Source organism: Pseudomonas sp. R32 (assembly GCF_009866705.1).
Lineage (GTDB): Bacteria > Pseudomonadota > Gammaproteobacteria > Pseudomonadales > Pseudomonadaceae > Aquipseudomonas > Aquipseudomonas donghuensis.
Map to the genome: position 1 here is coordinate 506,597 of NZ_CP019396.1, position 16,775 is coordinate 523,371.

The following is a 16,775-nucleotide window of genomic DNA, read 5'->3' on the forward strand; positions in this document are numbered from 1 at the left end:
TTGTGGGAGCCGGTCTTGCCGGCGATCGCTTTTCAGGGACGGGCTTCGAAGTTGGCCTTGGCCGCTGCTGCCAGGTCTGGCGGCAGGAAGTCCTTGTCCGGGTTGTAGTCCGATTTCAGATAGCGGCTCAAATCCGTCAGGTCCTGCGGGCTCAACGTGCCTGCCGCCTGCTTCAAGCGCAGGTTGTCGAGGATGTAGTCGTAGCGGGTATTGTTGTAGTCGCGCACCGAGGTGTACAGCTGGCGCTGGGCGTCGAGCACGTCGACGATGTTGCGGGTACCCACCTGGTAGCCGATTTCCGTGGCTTCCAGGGCGCTCTGGTTGGAGATGATCGACTGCTTGCGCGCTTGCACCTGCTCGACATCGGTGTTCACTGCACGGTGCAGGTTGCGGGTGTTTTCCACCACCTGGCGGCGCAGGCTTTCGCGTTGCTGTTCACTCTGGCTCAGGCGTTGGTAAGCCTCGCGTACCTGCGAGCTGGTCAGGCCGCCGCTGTAGATCGGGATGTTCAACTGCAGGCCGATGCTGGTCTGTTCGACATCGCCGCTGTAGTTCTGCCCGGTGAGGTTGGGGTTGGTGAAGCCCAGGCTGTCGTTGTCGCCTTTCTGGTAGCGTGCTACCGCATCCACGGTCGGTGCGTGCCCGGCCTTGCGCTGGCGCAGGGTCTCTTCGGCGGCGCTTACCGCGTAGTTGGTGGCCAGCAGGTTGAGGTTCTGTTTGCCGGCCGTCTCGACCCAGGCCTTGGCATCGTTTGGCACCGGCACTTGTACCGGCAGGGTGTGGACGATGCCCTGCACCGAGTTGTAGTCGCGGTTGGTCAGGGTGATCAGCGCCTCGAAGGCGTCATCGACCTGACGCTGGGCAACGATGCGGTTGGCCCGGGCGGTGTCGTAGCTGGCCTGGGACTGCAGCACGTCGGTCTTGTCCGAGAGGCCGACGTCGAAGCGCTCGTTGGACTGGTCGAGCTGGCGCTTGAACGCGGCTTCTTCGGCCTTGGTCGAGGCCAGGGTGTCTTGGGCGCGCAGCACGGCAAAGTAGTTTTCGGCGCTTTGCAGGATCAGATTCTGTTCGGTGGCCGACAGCTCCAGGGCCGCCTGCTCGTTGACCGCTTCAGCCGCCTGCAACTGGAACCAGCGGTCAGCGCGGAAGATAGGTTGCGCCAGGGTCGCCTGCCAGGAATTGCCGCTGCGGTTGGAGGTCACCGAAGGGCTGTCGATCTTGGTGCGGTTGCTCATCATCTCGGCGCCGGCCGAGAGGTTTGGCAGCAGGCCGGCACGGGCCTGGGGCACCACTTCCTTCTGGGCGCCGTAGTTGGCGCGGGCGGCCGCCAGGTCGGCGTTATTGTTCACGGCTTCCTGATAGACACTGACCAGGTCGGTCTTCGCCGACAGGGGCACATCCGCTGCCCAGGCCATTCCGTTGGTAGCACAAGACACGGCAAGGGCCAGTGAGAGTTTGCGCAGCATAGGGCAATCCTTGAACGGTGAGAATTTCTGAACTGGTGAGTGTAGTTGTGCAGGCATTTCGCAACAATCCGCTATTTGCGCCATTTATCGTGTCCATGTCCAGGTGCTTGGCTTTGCATGCCACTCCAGTCTAGACTGCCCACGTTCTTGTCGGGGTGCCTTGCGTTGAGGCTGAGATCGGATAATCCGGATCCCGTTGAACCTGATCAGGTTAGCGCCTGCGTAGGGAACAAGATTTCTCGCTTTCCCGGCGAGTCTCTTGTGCCAGGTCCGGGAGTGTCGAGGCAGCCATCATCGCTGCAGGCATCACCGCGCATTTGGTACAGCACCACCCATGGTGCGTCCGTGCCTTTCAGGTTCTCCCCGACATTCCACTGCTAGGAAGCCGTCTGGAGAGCCTGTGATGAGTAAACAAGAAAAACATACCAATCTGAGTGAATCGGCCCAGGTCGATCAACAGTCCGTACAGCCGTTCACCCGTTCGCGCAAAATCTATGTCGAAGGCTCGCGCCCGGACATCCGCGTGCCCATGCGTGAAATCAGCCTGGACGACACTCCGACCGATTTCGGCGGCGAAGCCAACGCTCCGGTGCTGGTCTACGACACGTCCGGTCCCTACACCGATCCCAACGTGATCATCGACGTGCGCAAAGGCCTGGGCGATGTCCGTTCAGCGTGGATCGACGCCCGGGGTGACACCGAACGCCTCGCCGGCTTGTCGTCGGACTTCGGCCAGCAACGCCTGGCCGATGCCGAACTGACCAAACTGCGTTTCGCCCACGTGCGCAACCCGCGCCGGGCCAAGGCCGGCGCCAACGTCAGCCAGATGCACTATGCGCGCCAGGGCATCATTACCGCCGAGATGGAATACGTCGCCATCCGTGAAAACATGAAGTTGCAGGAAGCTCGCGCCGCAGGGCTGCTCGACCAGCAGCATGCCGGTCACAGCTTCGGTGCCAGCATCCCGAAAGAAATCACCGCCGAGTTCGTACGCGAGGAAATCGCCCGCGGTCGCGCGATCATCCCGGCCAACATCAACCACGTGGAGCTGGAGCCGATGATCATCGGCCGCAACTTCCTGGTGAAGATCAACGGCAACATCGGCAACAGCGCCCTGGGCTCGTCCATCGAAGAAGAAGTGGCCAAGCTGACCTGGGGCATTCGCTGGGGTTCGGACACCGTCATGGACCTGTCCACCGGCAAGCACATCCACGAAACCCGCGAGTGGATCATCCGCAACTCGCCGGTGCCGATCGGTACCGTGCCGATCTACCAGGCCCTGGAGAAGGTCAACGGCGTGGCCGAAGACCTGACCTGGGAGCTGTTCCGCGACACCCTGATCGAACAGGCCGAGCAGGGCGTGGACTACTTCACCATCCACGCCGGCGTGCTGTTGCGCTATGTGCCGCTGACCGCAAAGCGGGTCACCGGTATCGTCAGCCGCGGCGGCTCGATCATGGCCAAGTGGTGCCTGGCGCACCACAAAGAGAACTTCCTCTACACCCATTTCGACGAAATCTGCGAAATCATGAAGGCTTACGACGTCAGCTTCTCGCTGGGCGATGGCCTGCGTCCGGGCTCGATTGCCGACGCCAACGACGAAGCGCAGTTCGGCGAGCTGGAAACCCTCGGCGAGCTGACCAAGATCGCCTGGAAGCATGACGTCCAGTGCATGATCGAAGGCCCGGGCCACGTGCCGATGCAACTGATCAAGGAGAACATGGACAAGCAGCTCGAGTGCTGCGACGAAGCGCCGTTCTACACCCTCGGCCCGCTGACTACCGACATTGCCCCGGGCTACGATCACATCACCTCCGGCATCGGTGCGGCGATGATCGGCTGGTTCGGTTGTGCGATGCTCTGCTACGTCACGCCCAAGGAACACCTGGGCCTGCCGAACAAGGATGACGTCAAGACCGGCATCATCACTTACAAGATCGCCGCCCATGCTGCGGACCTGGCAAAAGGTCATCCGGGTGCGCAAATCCGCGACAACGCGCTGTCCAAGGCGCGCTTCGAGTTCCGCTGGGAAGACCAGTTCAACCTCGGCCTGGACCCGGACACCGCGCGCAGCTTCCATGACGAAACCCTGCCCAAGGATTCGGCCAAGGTCGCGCACTTCTGCTCCATGTGCGGGCCGAAGTTCTGCTCGATGAAGATCACCCAGGAAGTGCGCGAATACGCCGCCAACCAGCGCATCGAAGCGGTGGACGTGGCGGTCGAGGATGGCATGCGCGAGCAGGCCGAGCGGTTCCGCCAGGAAGGCAGCCAGTTGTACAAGAAGGTCTGATCGGGCTGTTCAGGCGGTGTGCTGGTGCACACCGCATCGCTGGCAAGCCAGCTCCCACAAGGTACCGGTGGGAGCTGGCTTGCCAGCGTTAGGGCCCTGAAGAACAATAAATTCCTCCTGTCGAGACTACTCTCGTGAGCACACCCAGCCCGTTTTCCCCCGATCACCCGGTCAGCGCCGAGCAGCGCGTGCTCAGCGGTGGCCACCTTGCTGGCGATCAGCGGGCCGTTGACCTTCGTGCGCAAGATCTTGCGCAAGTGGGGGATCTGGCTGCTGATCGGTGCCTGCCTGTGGCTGACCTGGAACCTCTTTGCCAAGGCCGATCTGGCCGCGCTGTGGGCGCGTGCCGGCGATGGTTCGATGCCGCTGGCGATCGGTATCGACATTGCGATTGCCATGCCGCTGTCATGGTTGCCGCTGATTGCCGACTACTCACGCTTCAGCCAGCGTGCCAGCCGGGTGTTTGCCGGCACGGCGCTGGGCTATTTCATCGGCAACGTATGGATGATGAGCCTGGGCGTGGCCTACACCCTGGCGTTTGCTCCAGCGGCTGAGGTCAATACCCTGCTGCTGGCGCTGGCTGGCGCGGGCCTGGGTATCCCACTGCTGCTGATCCTGCTCGACGAGTCGGAAAAGGCCTTTGCCGATATTCACTCGGCGGCCGTTTCCAGCGGTTTTCTGGTACGCCTGAAGGTCGAGCACCTGGCCTTGGCCATCGGCGTGCTGTGCACCCTGATCGCCAGTTTCGCGCCGTTGGCGCAGTACCAGAACTTCCTCTTGCTGATCGGCTCGGTGTTCGCACCGCTGTTCGGCGTGGTGCTGGTCGATCATTTCATCATCCGTCGCCGCCGCAGCGATGCCAGCCCGATCCACAGCCTGCATTGGCCGGCATTGTTGGCCTGGGCGATTGGCGTGGCGGCGTACCATCTGCTGGCACACTACGCCCCGAACCTCGGCTCGACCCTGCCGGCCTTGCTGCTGGCAGGGGTGGTGTACTGGGCGGCAGCGCCAGCGGTCAGCCGCGACCGGGAAACAACTCCGGCTTGATCACACCGTTCAGGCGCGGGTAGGGGATTTTCAGCTCGATGTGGCCCATGGAGTACGGGGCGATGGCATAGACCTCGTACTTGAGCACCACCGCACCGTAGGTCAGGGCAATGTGCGGGGTCTGGCGGAAGGGCCAGGTCTTGACGAACTCGGCGTCCTTGTCCATGCCGGTGCTGATCAGCCAGCCTTTGTGGGCTTCTTCGGCAGTCTTCCAGAAGGTCGCTTCCTGGCCCGGTACCAGCATGTCCTGCAGGCTCAGCACCTTGTCCTGCTGGCGCGAATAGTTGATGAAGCCGCGCCCGGGCATACCATGGGCGCCACCAGTATCCAGATAACTGGACAGCTCGATGATCACCAGTCCGTCATGCTGCTCGCGTACCTTGGCTTGCAGGTAGCTGCTGTTGCGGCTTTCGGCGCTGGCCATAAACTGCTCTTCATAGGCTTTGAGCGAGGCGGGCAGGGCGCTGCGCTCGTTGTCCTGGGTCAGTTGTAGCAGGCGTTTCTCGATGATGCCGTCCAGCTTGGGGTTGGCCGGGAAGTGGATGGTGTCGATGTTGACCAGCGGGCAATCGGCGTTGCTGCAACCGGGCTTGATGTGCTCCCAGCGGTCGCGCTTGACCTCCAGCGGCGTGCGCATGTTGGGCTGGAACAGGCTCTGACAAGCGCCCAGGGCCAGGGCCAGCACGGCCACGGACGTCAGTTTCACAAGCGTCATGATGATCCTTGTAAGGCAAAGGTGATCGGACTTGGACCGTCGGCAAGGCCTTCAGTTCGCCACTAAGCTGAATAGACCAGCGGGGTGTCTATCCTCGCAGCCTGGACAGTATCTTTAAAGAGGTGAAACACGGCGGTGTGCAGGTTAGGATGGCGCGATGCGGTAAATGAGGTAACGAGGATTCCCATGCCAGACACGTTCAACAACGCAACGCCCAGCAAGGTCGAGATCATCGACCGGGCCATTTGCTACAAGGGCTTCTACCGCCTGGACAAACTTCGCCTTAGCCACGAGCTGTATGCCGGTGGCATGGGGCGCGAAATCAGCCGCGAACTTTTCGTGCGTCACGATGCGGTGTGCGTGCTGCCCTACGACGCCCAGCGCGATGAAGTGGTGCTGATCGAGCAGTTTCGCGTCGGTGCCATCGGCAAGGTCGACAACCCCTGGTTGATCGAGCTGGTCGCCGGTCTGATCGACAAGGACGAACAACCGGAAGAAGTTGCACACCGCGAAGCCGAGGAGGAAGCTGGACTTGTGTTCAGTACGCTGTGGCCGATGACCCGGTATTTCCCGTCACCGGGCGGCAGCGATGAATTTGTGCATCTGTTTCTGGGTCGCTGCAGCAGCGATGGGGCCGGTGGCCTGCATGGCCTGGAAGAAGAGGGCGAGGATATTCGCGTCAGGGTCTGGGCGTTCGAGGATGCGCTGCAGGCCGTGCGCGATGGCAAAATTGCCAACGCGGCAACCATCATTGCCTTGCAATGGCTGGCCTTGAACCGCGCTGAAGTCAGGGGGCTATGGTCGTGAATCTGCTGCGCGAGCGCTACCGGGTCGATCTGGTCGGGTTGCAGGCTGCCTGCGAGGCCAACTATGCGCGCTTGATGCGCCTGTTGCCCGACATGCGCAGCACCCAGAGCTCGCGCCGGATCGGCATGACCCAAGGGGACCAGATGCTTGGCGTACTGGTCCTCGATGTCGTGCTCGCTTGCCCTTACACCACCACCTTGCGCGTGCGCCAGGAGCACAGCCTGCCCTGGCTGCCGGTGCCGCAGCTGGAAGTGCAGGTCTACCACGACGCGCGCATGGCCGAAGTGGTCAGCGCCGAGCATGCCCGGCGCTTTCGCAGCATCTACCCGTACCCGAATGCGGCCATGCACCAGCCGGATGAAAAGGCCCAGCTCAACCTCTTCCTCGGTGAATGGCTGAGCTATTGCCTGGCCTGTGGCCATGAGTTGGCCGTCGTTCGCTGAAATGTGACGGCGGTCGTTTTCGAGTATTTGCTCAAAGCCCGCCAGCCGCCATAATCGCGCTGAATCCGTTCAAGGAGTCGGCCATTGCCGCAATCATCGATCCCACTTCGCGACGCGCCAGTGCACCTGGTGCAACTGACCGATAGCCACCTGTTTGCCGACCCGCAAGGCACGCTGCTGGGCATGAACACCCGCGACAGCCTGCAGCGCGTGATCGAACGGGTGCGCGCCGAGCAGCCGCGGATCGACCTGGTGCTGGCCACCGGCGACCTGTCCCAGGACGGCTCGCTGGCGTCCTACGCCAGTTTTCGTGACCTGACCGCCAGCCTCAAGGCCCCGGCACGCTGGCTTGCCGGTAACCATGACGAGCCGTTGCCGATGGAGCAGGCGGCGCAAGGCACCGAACTGCTCGATCCCGTGGTGGATATCGGTAACTGGCGAATCCTGCTGCTCAACTCGGCAGTGCCCGGCTCGGTGCCGGGGTTGCTCGATGACGGCCAGCTCAACGTGCTCGAGCAAGCGTTGAGCGAAGCGCCCGAGCGCCATCACCTGATCTGCTTTCATCACCAGCCGGTGCCTATCGATTGCGCCTGGATGGCACCGATCGGCTTGCGCAATGCCGATGCGCTGTTTGCCGTACTGAAAGGTTATCCACAGGTGCGCGCCTTGCTCTGGGGACACATTCATCAGGAATGGGACCAGGTGCGCGATGGTGTGCGGCTATTGGCCTCACCGTCGACCTGCATCCAGTTCGAGCCGGGGAGCGAAGACTTCAAAGTCGGCGAGCAGGCTCCGGGCTATCGCTGGCTGCGCCTGCAGGCGGATGGCTCGATCGACACCGGCGTATCGCGGGTGACCGACTTCGAATTCACCGTCGATTACGCAGGCGACGGCTATTAAGTGTTGCCAAAACACTGAAACCGCTCCTTCTGCCGCCGAACAGGCTAAAATGCGCGCTTTCCTGCCTGGCGATCCAGGCATTCAAGGCGCATCGGGGGCGGCATGTCGGGTTCGATTCTCTATATTCACGGGTTCAACAGCGCGCCGTCGTCGAAAAAGGCCTGCCAACTGGTAGCAGTCATGGCACAACTGGGGCTGAGCGAGCGCCTGCGCGTCCCGGCGCTGCATCATCACCCGCGCCAGGCCATTGCCCAGCTGGACGCCGCCATTGCCGAGCTTGAATCGCCATTACTGGTCGGCAGCTCGCTCGGCGGCTACTATGCCACCCATCTGGCCGAGCGCCATGGGCTCAAGGCCTTGCTGATCAACCCGGCGGTCAACCCGCACCGGCTGTTCGATGGCTACCTGGGGTCCCAGCAGAACCTCTACACCGGCGAAACCTGGGAGCTGACCCTGGACCACGTGCAGGCGTTGGCCGAACTGGAAGTGCCAGCACCGGTGGATGCCGGTCGCTTTCAAGTGTGGCTGCAAACCGCCGATGAAACCCTGGACTACCGCCAGGCCGAGCAGTTCTACCGCGCTTGCGCGCTGCGCATCCAGGCCGGTGGCGATCACAGCTTCCAGGGCTTTAGCGAACGCCTGCCAGCCCTGCTGAGCTTTGCCGGTATTGCCCCGCAGCAGTATCAAGCGCTCGATTTTTCTGTATTTTGATAACCTATTTTCACCCACGACTGACGACGAGAACCCATGGCCATTCCCAGCGCTAGTGCCTATAACGCAGACGCCATCGAAGTCCTCTCCGGCCTTGACCCGGTGCGCAAGCGCCCGGGCATGTACACCGATACCAGCCGGCCGAACCACCTTGCCCAGGAAGTGATCGACAACAGTGTCGACGAAGCCCTGGCCGGGCACGCCAAGTCGGTGCAGGTGATCCTCCACGCCGACCATTCCCTGGAAGTGTCCGACGACGGTCGCGGCATGCCGGTGGACATCCACCCTGAAGAAGGCGTCTCCGGGGTCGAGCTGATCCTCACCAAGCTGCACGCCGGCGGCAAGTTCTCCAACAAGAACTACCAGTTCTCCGGCGGTCTGCACGGGGTTGGTATTTCGGTGGTCAACGCCTTGTCCAGCCAGGTGCGGGTCAAGGTCAAGCGTGATGGCAACGAGTATCAGATGACCTTCGCCGATGGCTACAAGGCCACCGAGCTGGAAGTGGTCGGCACCGTTGGCAAGCGCAACACCGGAACCTGCGTGTACTTCGCTCCGGACCCGAAGTATTTCGATTCGCCGAAATTCTCCATCAGCCGCCTCAAGCACGTGCTCAAGGCCAAGGCGGTATTGTGCCCGGGGCTGCTGGTCAGTTTCGAAGACAAGGCCAGCGGCGAGAAGGTTGAGTGGCATTACGAAGACGGCCTGCGTTCCTACCTGGTCGATTCGGTCAGCGACTTCCTGCGCCTGCCCGACGAGCCGTTTTGCGGCAGCCTGGCCGGTAACAAGGAAGCGGTCGACTGGGCGCTGCTGTGGCTGCCCGAAGGCGGCGACAGCGTTCAGGAAAGCTACGTCAACCTGATCCCCACCGCCCAGGGCGGTACCCACGTCAATGGCCTGCGCCAGGGCCTGCTCGATGCCATGCGCGAGTTCTGCGAGTTCCGCAACTTGCTGCCGCGCGGGGTCAAGCTGGCGCCGGAAGACGTCTGGGAGCGCATCAGCTTCGTGCTCTCGATGAAGATGCAGGAGCCGCAGTTCTCCGGGCAGACCAAGGAGCGCCTGTCCTCCCGCGAGGCGGCCGCGTTCGTCTCCGGCGTGGTCAAGGATGCCTTCAGCCTGTGGCTCAACGCTCACCCCGAGCTGGGCATGCAACTGGCCGAGCTTGCCATCAACAACGCCGGCCGGCGCCTCAAGGCGAGCAAGAAGGTCGAGCGCAAGCGCATCACCCAGGGCCCGGCACTGCCCGGCAAGTTGGCTGACTGCGCCGGGCAGGACCCGATGCGCGCCGAGCTGTTCCTGGTCGAGGGTGATTCGGCGGGCGGTTCGGCCAAGCAGGCGCGTGACAAAGAGTTCCAGGCCATCCTGCCGCTGCGCGGCAAGATCCTCAACACCTGGGAAGTCGATGGCGGCGAAGTACTCGCCAGCCAGGAAGTGCACAACATCGCCGTGGCCATCGGTGTCGACCCGGGCGCTGCGGACATGAGCCAGTTGCGCTACGGCAAGATCTGCATCCTCGCCGACGCCGACTCCGACGGCCTGCACATTGCCACTTTGCTCTGCGCCCTGTTTGTCCAGCATTTCCGCCCGCTGGTCGAAGCTGGCCACGTGTATGTGGCCATGCCGCCGCTGTACCGCATCGACCTGGGCAAGGAGATCTACTACGCCCTGGACGAAGCCGAACGCGATGGCATCCTCGACCGCCTGGTGGCCGAGAAGAAGCGCGGCAAGCCGCAGGTCACCCGATTCAAGGGGCTGGGCGAGATGAACCCGCCGCAGCTGCGCGAAACCACCATGGACCCGAACACCCGGCGCCTGGTCCAGCTGACCCTGGACGATCTGGACGGCACCCGCGAGATCATGGACATGCTGCTGGCCAAAAAGCGCGCTGGCGATCGCAAGAGCTGGCTGGAATCCAAAGGCAACCTGGCCGAGGTCCTGGCTTGATAGCTCGGGCCCTGGCTGCGCTGCTGGCGCTGTTCGCCCTGTCTTCACAGGCGGCGCCCTGGCCCGAGCTCAAGCTGGTTGCCGAGCACCCGGTCGAGGGCATGCGCGGTGGCAACCTGTCCGGCCTGAGTGCATGCCGTGGCGGATTGTGGGCGGTTTCGGACCGCGACGACGAGCTGCTCTACCGCCTGGACACCTCGGCAACGGTCTGGCAAGCGCAAGCGCTGCACATGGACGTACCGCCGGTACCGGAAAGCGGTCTGCCCTGGGGCTTGCGTTCGCGCACCTGGGCTGCTTCGCAGGTGCGCGGCGGTGAGCTGGATTTCGAAGGCCTGAGCTGCGACGGCGCCGGCAACCACTACCTGGTCAGCGAAGCCCATGCGGCAGTGCTGCAAGTGCCGGTAGAGGGTGCACCTAACTGGTTGAAGATCGACCCGAGCATGGTCCGTCAGGCGCGGGCCAGTGGCATGTTGCTGCATTTCAATGCGCTGTTCGAAGGCCTGGCGGTGAGCCCGGCCGGTGACCGCATCTGGCTGGCGGCCGAGCGCGAGCGCCGCGGCCTGTTGTTGATCAACCGCTTGCAGACCACCTGGAACTGTGGCGACGGCTGCGTGCTGCTCAGCGAAGCCGGGGTCGAGATGCAGCCATCGCAGATGACCAAGCCGCGCCCGGTGTCGCGGGACTTTGCCGACCTGGCACTGTACAACGACAAGCTCTTTACCCTGGAACGCAATGCCTACCGCATCTGCCGGCGGGACGCGCAGACTGCCAAGGTCGAACGCTGCTGGTCGTTTGCCGCCGATGCGCTGGCCGAGCATCGGCATTACTCGCAGCCTTTCGGCCTGGCCGAGGCGCTGGTGATCGATGACACGGGCGCCTGGATCGGCCTGGACAACAACGGTGCGACCCGCCAGGACGGCGAATCGCGACCGATCGTCTGGCGCTTTGCCGCGCCGGCCGGTGGCTGGAGTGCCAAGTCGTGAGCCAGCCGCCGGGCAAGCGGGCTGGCCGGGTATTGCTGATTCTGGCCTGGGCGGCCGGATTGTTCCTGGCTACGCGCTTTTTCGGCGAGTGGGAACAGCGCCAGGCCAACCCCAATGCCGTGGTCACCTCGCAACATGGCGAGGGTTACATCGAAGTGCAACTGGCCGGCAATGGCCAGGGGCATTTCGTCGCCGATGGCCGGATCAACGGCCAGACAGTACATTTTCTGCTCGACACCGGGGCCACCGACGTGGCGATTCCCGAAGCCCTGGCCAGCAAGCTCGGCCTGGAACGCGGTGCGCCGGTGATGTTGAGTACCGCCAACGGCCGTACCCAGGGCTATCGCACACGCCTGGAGCAGTTGCAACTGGGCGATATCCTCCTGCGCAATGTCCGCGCGCTGGTGGTGCCGGGGCTGGATGGCGAACAGGTATTACTGGGCATGAGTGCCCTGAAACAACTCGAATTTACCCAGCGTGGTGGCACCTTGCTGCTGCGCCAGAACCTGAAATGATGAGGCCCGCATGAGCGACTCCCTTGATCTCAGCCTCGATGGCGTAGAGCGCCGGTCACTGGCTGACTTCACCGAACAGGCCTACCTCAACTACTCCATGTACGTGATCATGGACCGTGCCTTGCCGCATATCGGCGACGGCCTGAAGCCGGTGCAACGGCGCATCGTCTATGCCATGAGCGAACTGGGCCTGGACGCCGACTCCAAGCACAAGAAGTCGGCGCGTACCGTCGGTGACGTGCTCGGCAAGTTCCACCCCCATGGCGACTCGGCCTGCTATGAGGCCATGGTGCTGATGGCGCAGCCGTTCAGCTACCGCTACACCCTGGTCGATGGCCAGGGCAACTGGGGTGCGCCGGACGATCCGAAATCCTTCGCCGCCATGCGTTACACCGAAGCACGCCTGTCGCGCTACTCCGAAGTGCTGCTCAGCGAGCTGGGCCAGGGTACGGCCGACTGGGTGCCGAACTTCGACGGCACCCTCGACGAGCCTGCGGTGCTGCCCGCGCGCCTGCCGAATATCCTGCTCAACGGCACCACCGGTATCGCCGTGGGCATGGCCACCGACGTGCCGCCGCACAACCTGCGCGAAGTCGCCTCGGCCTGCGTACGTCTGCTCGATGAGCCCAAGGCCACGGTCGAGCAGCTCTGCGAGCACATCCAGGGCCCGGACTATCCGACCGAAGCCGAGATCATCACCCCGCGCGCCGAGCTGCTGAAAATCTACGAAAGCGGCCGTGGTTCGGTGCGCATGCGTGCGGTGTACCGCATCGAAGACGGCGACATCGTCGTCACCGCGCTGCCGCACCAGGTTTCCGGGGCCAAGGTGCTGGAGCAGATCGCCGCGCAGATGCAGGCCAAGAAGCTACCGATGGTCGCCGACCTGCGCGACGAGTCGGACCACGAGAACCCGTGCCGCATTGTCATCATCGCCCGTTCCAACCGGGTCGACCTCGACGAACTGATGCAGCACCTGTTCGCCACTACCGACCTTGAGTCCAGCTACCGGGTCAACGTCAACATCATCGGCCTGGACGGCCGCCCGCAGCTGAAAAACCTGCGTGCGCTGCTGGTTGAATGGCTGGAATTTCGCGTGCAGACGGTGCGCCGCCGCCTGAAGTTCCGCCTGGACAAGGTCGAACGCCGCCTGCACCTGCTCGAAGGCCTGTTGGTGGCTTTCCTCAACCTGGATGAAGTGATCCATATCATCCGTACCGAGGACCAGCCAAAAGCTGCGCTGATTGCCCGTTTCGACCTCACCGAAACCCAGGCCGAGTACATCCTCGAGACCCGCCTGCGGCAGTTGGCGCGCCTGGAAGAGATGAAGATCCGCAACGAGCAGGACGAGCTGGCCAAGGAGCAAGCCAAGCTGATCGCCCTGCTGGGCAGCGAAACCAAGCTGCGCAAGCTGGTGCGTGCCGAGCTGATCAAGGACGCCGAAACCTATGGCGACAACCGCCGCTCGCCCATCGTCGAGCGGGCCGAAGCCAAGGCCCTGTCGGAAAACGAACTGATGCCGACCGAACCGGTTACCGTGGTGCTCTCGGAGAAGGGCTGGGTACGTTGCGCCAAGGGCCACGACATCGATGCCACGGGGCTGTCCTACAAGGCCGGCGATGGCTTCAAGGTCGCCGCTGCCGGGCGCTCGAACCAGTTTGCCGTACTGATCGACTCCACCGGGCGCAGCTACTCGCTGGCCGCTCATACCTTGCCGTCGGCCCGTGGCCAGGGCGAACCGCTGACCGGGCGCCTGACGCCGCCGCCGGGGGCGAGCTTCGATTGCGTGCTGTTGCCTGAAGATGACGCCCTGTATGTGATCGCCTCCGACGCCGGCTACGGCTTCGTGGTCAAGGGCGAAGACCTGCAGGCCAAGAACAAGGCCGGTAAAGCGCTGCTCAGCCTGCCAAACGGCGCCAAGGTCATCGCGCCGCGGCCGGTGGCCGATCGCGAGCACAACTGGCTTGCGGCGGTGACCACCGAAGGTCGGCTATTGATCTTCAAGGTCAGCGACCTGCCACAGCTGGGTAAGGGCAAGGGCAATAAAATCATTGGCATCCCGGGTGATCGGGTGGCCTCACGTGAAGAATTTGTCACAGATCTGGCCGTCCTTCCTGACGGCGCGACCCTTGTATTGCAGGCCGGCAAGCGTACCCTGTCACTCAAGGCCGACGACCTTGAACATTACAAGGGCGAACGCGGGCGCCGGGGCAACAAGCTGCCCCGTGGCTTCCAGCGGGTTGACGCACTGTTGGTCGAAATCCCCGGGTAAGTCTGGGTTAGACAGCCTGAACGGGTATTTTCCTGCCCGTTCGGGGTTGAAACACTGGAGTCGAGCCGCTATTTCGCGGATGATAGGCCCCTTGCGGTACCAGCGTGGCTGTGTACCCGAACGAATCTATATGAGTATCACTGCGGTTTGCCTTGTGGCGACCGCCTGGATGGGATGATGAAATTTCTGCGCCTTCCGTTGGTTCTGCTGTGTGGCGTGCTCGGATTGGCCGGTTGCAGCATGCACCAACCGGTATCCCTGTATCAGCTCGACAGCGGTGAGCCTGGCCAACCCAAGCAAAGCGCTGGCATGGCAGTGGTGCTCGGCCCTGTATCGGTTGCCGACTACCTGCAACGCGAGACCCTGCTGCAGCGCCAGGCCGATGGCAGCCTGACCGCAGCCACCGATGGCCGTTGGGCCGGTAGCCTGTCGGCCGATATCGACCAGTTGCTGGTCCGTCAACTGGCCTGGCGTCTGGACAGCCAGCGGGTGGTCCTGGCCCCGGCCAGCACCGGTTTCACCCCGGATGTACAGGTTCTGCTGTCGATTACCCGCCTGGACTCCGGTACCAACCAGCCAGCGATCCTCGACGCCCAGTGGCGCCTGCTGGATCGCCGTGGCCAGGTCCGTGACAACCGCATCGTGCACCTGGAGCAACAGCACCAGGGTAGCTCGGCCGCTCAGGTCCAGGCCCAGGGCCAGTTGCTGCAAAAGCTCGCAGAACAGTTGAGTATTGCCTTGAAGCCGCTGGCCAATCAGCCTGTGGTGGTTGAAGAACAACCGAAAAAGGCGGCACCGGTTCAGGTGCGCAAAGAGCCGGAGAAGCCGAAAATTCCGTTGGCGACACCGATTCGTACTGATCTGGAAGTGTTCCGCTTCTGAGTCGAGTGCCTACAAAAAGCCCGCAGCGATGCGGGCTTTTTTGTGGGCGCTCATCCTGTCTGTGGGAGCTGGCTTGCCAGCGATCGGCCGTGAAGCGGTCGTAAGTCAGCCAGCACCGGTCTGTCCTCATCGCTGGCAAGCCAGCTCCCACAGGTCAGCAACAAAAAAGCCCGCATCACTGCGGGCTTTTAGGTCTAGCAGGGGCTCAGCTCTTGACCCGGCGCTCATGCATCCGCGCCAATTGCCGTTCCAGCATCGACGGGTACGGCTCCATCAAGCGCTCGACGCAGCAGGCACCCTCGGGGCTGGCGATCGGGCGGATGCGGGCGCGCTGGCGCACCAGGGCGTCGTCGCTGATCTTGCGCTCGACCAGTAGCAGGTTGCGGCTGTGCTGCGACAGGGCCAGGGCATCCTGGGCCTTTTCAGTCAGCAACAGGTCGATCTGGCTCAGGCCGTGCAGGTCTTCACCCAGGGCCAGGCCCAACTGCAATTGCAGGGTGATGCCGCTGTCGGCCACTTCGATCTGCAGGGCATGGCCCAGGGCACGCAGCAGCTCGCCACAGCAGATGGCGTTGGTGAGGTAGTCCTCGCCACTGTCCTGGCTGTGGAACAACAGCAGGGTGCTGCCGTCGTTAAGGGTGTGCACTTCGCTTTCATACAGCGAGGCAGCCTGGTCGAGGCAGTCGCGGTAGCGCTCAAGCAGTTCGGTAAGGCGCGTGCGCGGCAGCCGTCGCAGTTGTTCCTGGGAGCCCAGTTGCACCGCCAGAACGGCGCTGGCCTGTGGCTCACGGTTGATCGGGGCAGCCGGAACAGGGGCGGGGCTGTGGTCTTCGTCGAGCAGGTCGGCGAAGGCATCATCGCTGTCGTCATCTGCCGCAGGTTTTACCGGTTTGGCGGCCCTGGCCACGGCAGGTTGCTCGTCGAAGCTTGGGTCGCGCAGGTTGCGCACTTCGAATTCCGGCTCATCCTCGTCGAAGGATTCTTCGGCTTCTTCTTCCGGCTCGACTTCCCGTGGCGGCGGTGCCAGGCGGGTGTGCAGCTGGCGCGCCAGGTCGCCGATTTCATCCTGGCGCTCGATGGCCGGGGTGAACTCGTTGATGTCGCGCAGCCAGACCCGCAATTGCAGCAGCGGGGTGGAGATGTAGCGACCCAGGCGCAGGCTCATGGCCAGTGCCAGGGCCAGCAGGATGCCGGCAAGAATGCCCATGCTCTGCAGGCTGATGGTCAGCGGCTGCTGGAACTGGCTCATGTCCAGGCTGATGCGCAGTTGCCCGGCGGTCACGTCCTGGAAGGTGATCTTGGTCTGGTACAGGCCCTCGGCCTCGCCCAGCAGGCCGTTTTTCGGGCGCTGGCCGGCTTCTGCAAGGATCCGGTTGTCGACGCTGTAGATCGCCGCATGGGCCACCAATGGGTTCTTCACCAGATTGCCGAGCAGCACATTGAGGCTGAGGATGTCGTTGGACACCAGCAGCTCGGTGGCCGAGGTCGCGGTTTGGGTGGTCAGGCTCTGCCCCAGGGCATCGGCCTGCTCATGCATGGCTTCCTTGAACTGCAGGCCCATCACGCAGGCGTAGATCACCAGCGCCAGTGCCACCAGGAACACGTTATGGCAGGCGATACGCAGCGCCAGCGGTATTCGGCGTTGGCGCAGGGCGTGGAAGATCAGCAGGAAGAAGTTGTCGGTCTTAACGGGCGTGGGCCGGTTCACAGAGCGCGGCTCTTTATGTCGGAGAAGTTGCTGCGCAGTATAGCGAGGGCTCAGGGGCGGGCAAAGTATCGACTGCGCCCGATGGTCAGCGAAAATCG

13 protein-coding genes, 1 pseudogene and 1 riboswitch are annotated in these 16,775 nt (G+C 63.2%); of the genes and pseudogenes, 11 read left to right on the top strand and 3 right to left on the bottom strand.

Going from position 1 to position 16,775, the window contains the following annotated elements; genetic code table 11:
* Positions 1–32 precede the first annotated feature (32 nt).
* A complete protein-coding gene (locus PspR32_RS02240) occupies positions 33–1,466 on the bottom strand; it encodes a TolC family outer membrane protein (RefSeq protein WP_010221564.1) in 1,434 nt (477 codons plus the stop codon).
* A 141-nt stretch (positions 1,467–1,607) separates the two neighbouring features.
* Positions 1,608–1,712, top strand: a riboswitch (TPP riboswitch).
* A 157-nt stretch (positions 1,713–1,869) separates the two neighbouring features.
* On the opposite strand from PspR32_RS02240, the gene thiC reads away from it, so the two are divergent.
* Both thiC and PspR32_RS02250 read left to right on the top strand, forming a co-directional pair.
* A complete protein-coding gene (thiC, locus tag PspR32_RS02245; protein ID WP_010221565.1) occupies positions 1,870–3,756 on the top strand; it encodes a phosphomethylpyrimidine synthase ThiC in 1,887 nt (628 codons plus the stop codon).
* Positions 3,757–3,951: 195 nt separating this feature from the next.
* Positions 3,952–4,803 (top strand): annotated as a pseudogene (locus PspR32_RS02250) (cytosine permease); the annotation flags it as partial.
* On the opposite strand, the gene PspR32_RS02255 reads toward PspR32_RS02250, so the two are convergent.
* Positions 4,772–5,518, bottom strand: a complete 747-nt coding sequence (locus PspR32_RS02255) for a DUF3298 and DUF4163 domain-containing protein (protein ID WP_010221567.1) — start codon at positions 5,516–5,518, stop codon at positions 4,772–4,774. The pseudogene PspR32_RS02250 and the gene PspR32_RS02255 sit on opposite strands and share 32 nt — an antisense overlap.
* Before the next feature lie 186 nt (positions 5,519–5,704).
* Here PspR32_RS02255 and PspR32_RS02260 point away from each other — a divergent pair, with 186 nt between their 5' ends.
* The 9 genes from PspR32_RS02260 (at position 5,705) to PspR32_RS02300 (ending at position 14,969) form a co-directional block, all read left to right on the top strand.
* On the top strand, positions 5,705–6,325 hold the full coding sequence (locus PspR32_RS02260; RefSeq protein WP_010221568.1) for an NUDIX domain-containing protein: 621 nt from the start codon (positions 5,705–5,707) through the stop codon (positions 6,323–6,325).
* Complete coding sequence (locus tag PspR32_RS02265) at positions 6,316–6,768, top strand: DUF1249 domain-containing protein (protein WP_010221569.1); 453 nt, start codon at positions 6,316–6,318, stop codon at positions 6,766–6,768. Before PspR32_RS02260 ends, PspR32_RS02265 begins: the two co-directional genes overlap by 10 nt.
* An 84-nt stretch (positions 6,769–6,852) precedes the next feature.
* Complete coding sequence (gene cpdA, locus PspR32_RS02270) at positions 6,853–7,668, top strand: 3',5'-cyclic-AMP phosphodiesterase (RefSeq protein WP_051636765.1); 816 nt, start codon at positions 6,853–6,855, stop codon at positions 7,666–7,668.
* 102 nt (positions 7,669–7,770) lie between these two features.
* Positions 7,771–8,379 (top strand): YqiA/YcfP family alpha/beta fold hydrolase, encoded by a 609-nt coding sequence (locus tag PspR32_RS02275; protein ID WP_036995494.1) that lies wholly within the window; start codon positions 7,771–7,773, stop codon positions 8,377–8,379.
* 36 nt (positions 8,380–8,415) lie between these two features.
* Positions 8,416–10,320 carry a DNA topoisomerase IV subunit B gene (parE, locus tag PspR32_RS02280; RefSeq protein WP_010221572.1) on the top strand — a complete coding sequence of 635 codons (1,905 nt, stop codon included), beginning with the start codon at positions 8,416–8,418 and terminating at the stop codon, positions 10,318–10,320.
* Positions 10,317–11,303, top strand: a complete 987-nt coding sequence (locus tag PspR32_RS02285; RefSeq protein WP_010221573.1) for an esterase-like activity of phytase family protein — start codon at positions 10,317–10,319, stop codon at positions 11,301–11,303. Before parE ends, PspR32_RS02285 begins: the two co-directional genes overlap by 4 nt.
* Complete coding sequence (locus PspR32_RS02290; protein ID WP_036995496.1) at positions 11,300–11,818, top strand: retropepsin-like aspartic protease family protein; 519 nt, start codon at positions 11,300–11,302, stop codon at positions 11,816–11,818. Before PspR32_RS02285 ends, PspR32_RS02290 begins: the two co-directional genes overlap by 4 nt.
* Before the next feature lie 10 nt (positions 11,819–11,828).
* On the top strand, positions 11,829–14,087 hold the full coding sequence (gene parC / locus PspR32_RS02295; protein WP_010221575.1) for a DNA topoisomerase IV subunit A: 2,259 nt from the start codon (positions 11,829–11,831) through the stop codon (positions 14,085–14,087).
* A 177-nt stretch (positions 14,088–14,264) separates the two neighbouring features.
* On the top strand, positions 14,265–14,969 hold the full coding sequence (locus tag PspR32_RS02300) for a PqiC family protein (RefSeq protein ID WP_026001219.1): 705 nt from the start codon (positions 14,265–14,267) through the stop codon (positions 14,967–14,969).
* A 205-nt stretch (positions 14,970–15,174) separates the two neighbouring features.
* Here the strand turns inward: PspR32_RS02300 and PspR32_RS02305 are convergent, their stop codons facing one another.
* On the bottom strand, positions 15,175–16,677 hold the full coding sequence (locus PspR32_RS02305) for a HAMP domain-containing protein (RefSeq protein ID WP_010221577.1): 1,503 nt from the start codon (positions 16,675–16,677) through the stop codon (positions 15,175–15,177).
* Positions 16,678–16,775: the final 98 nt, after the last annotated feature.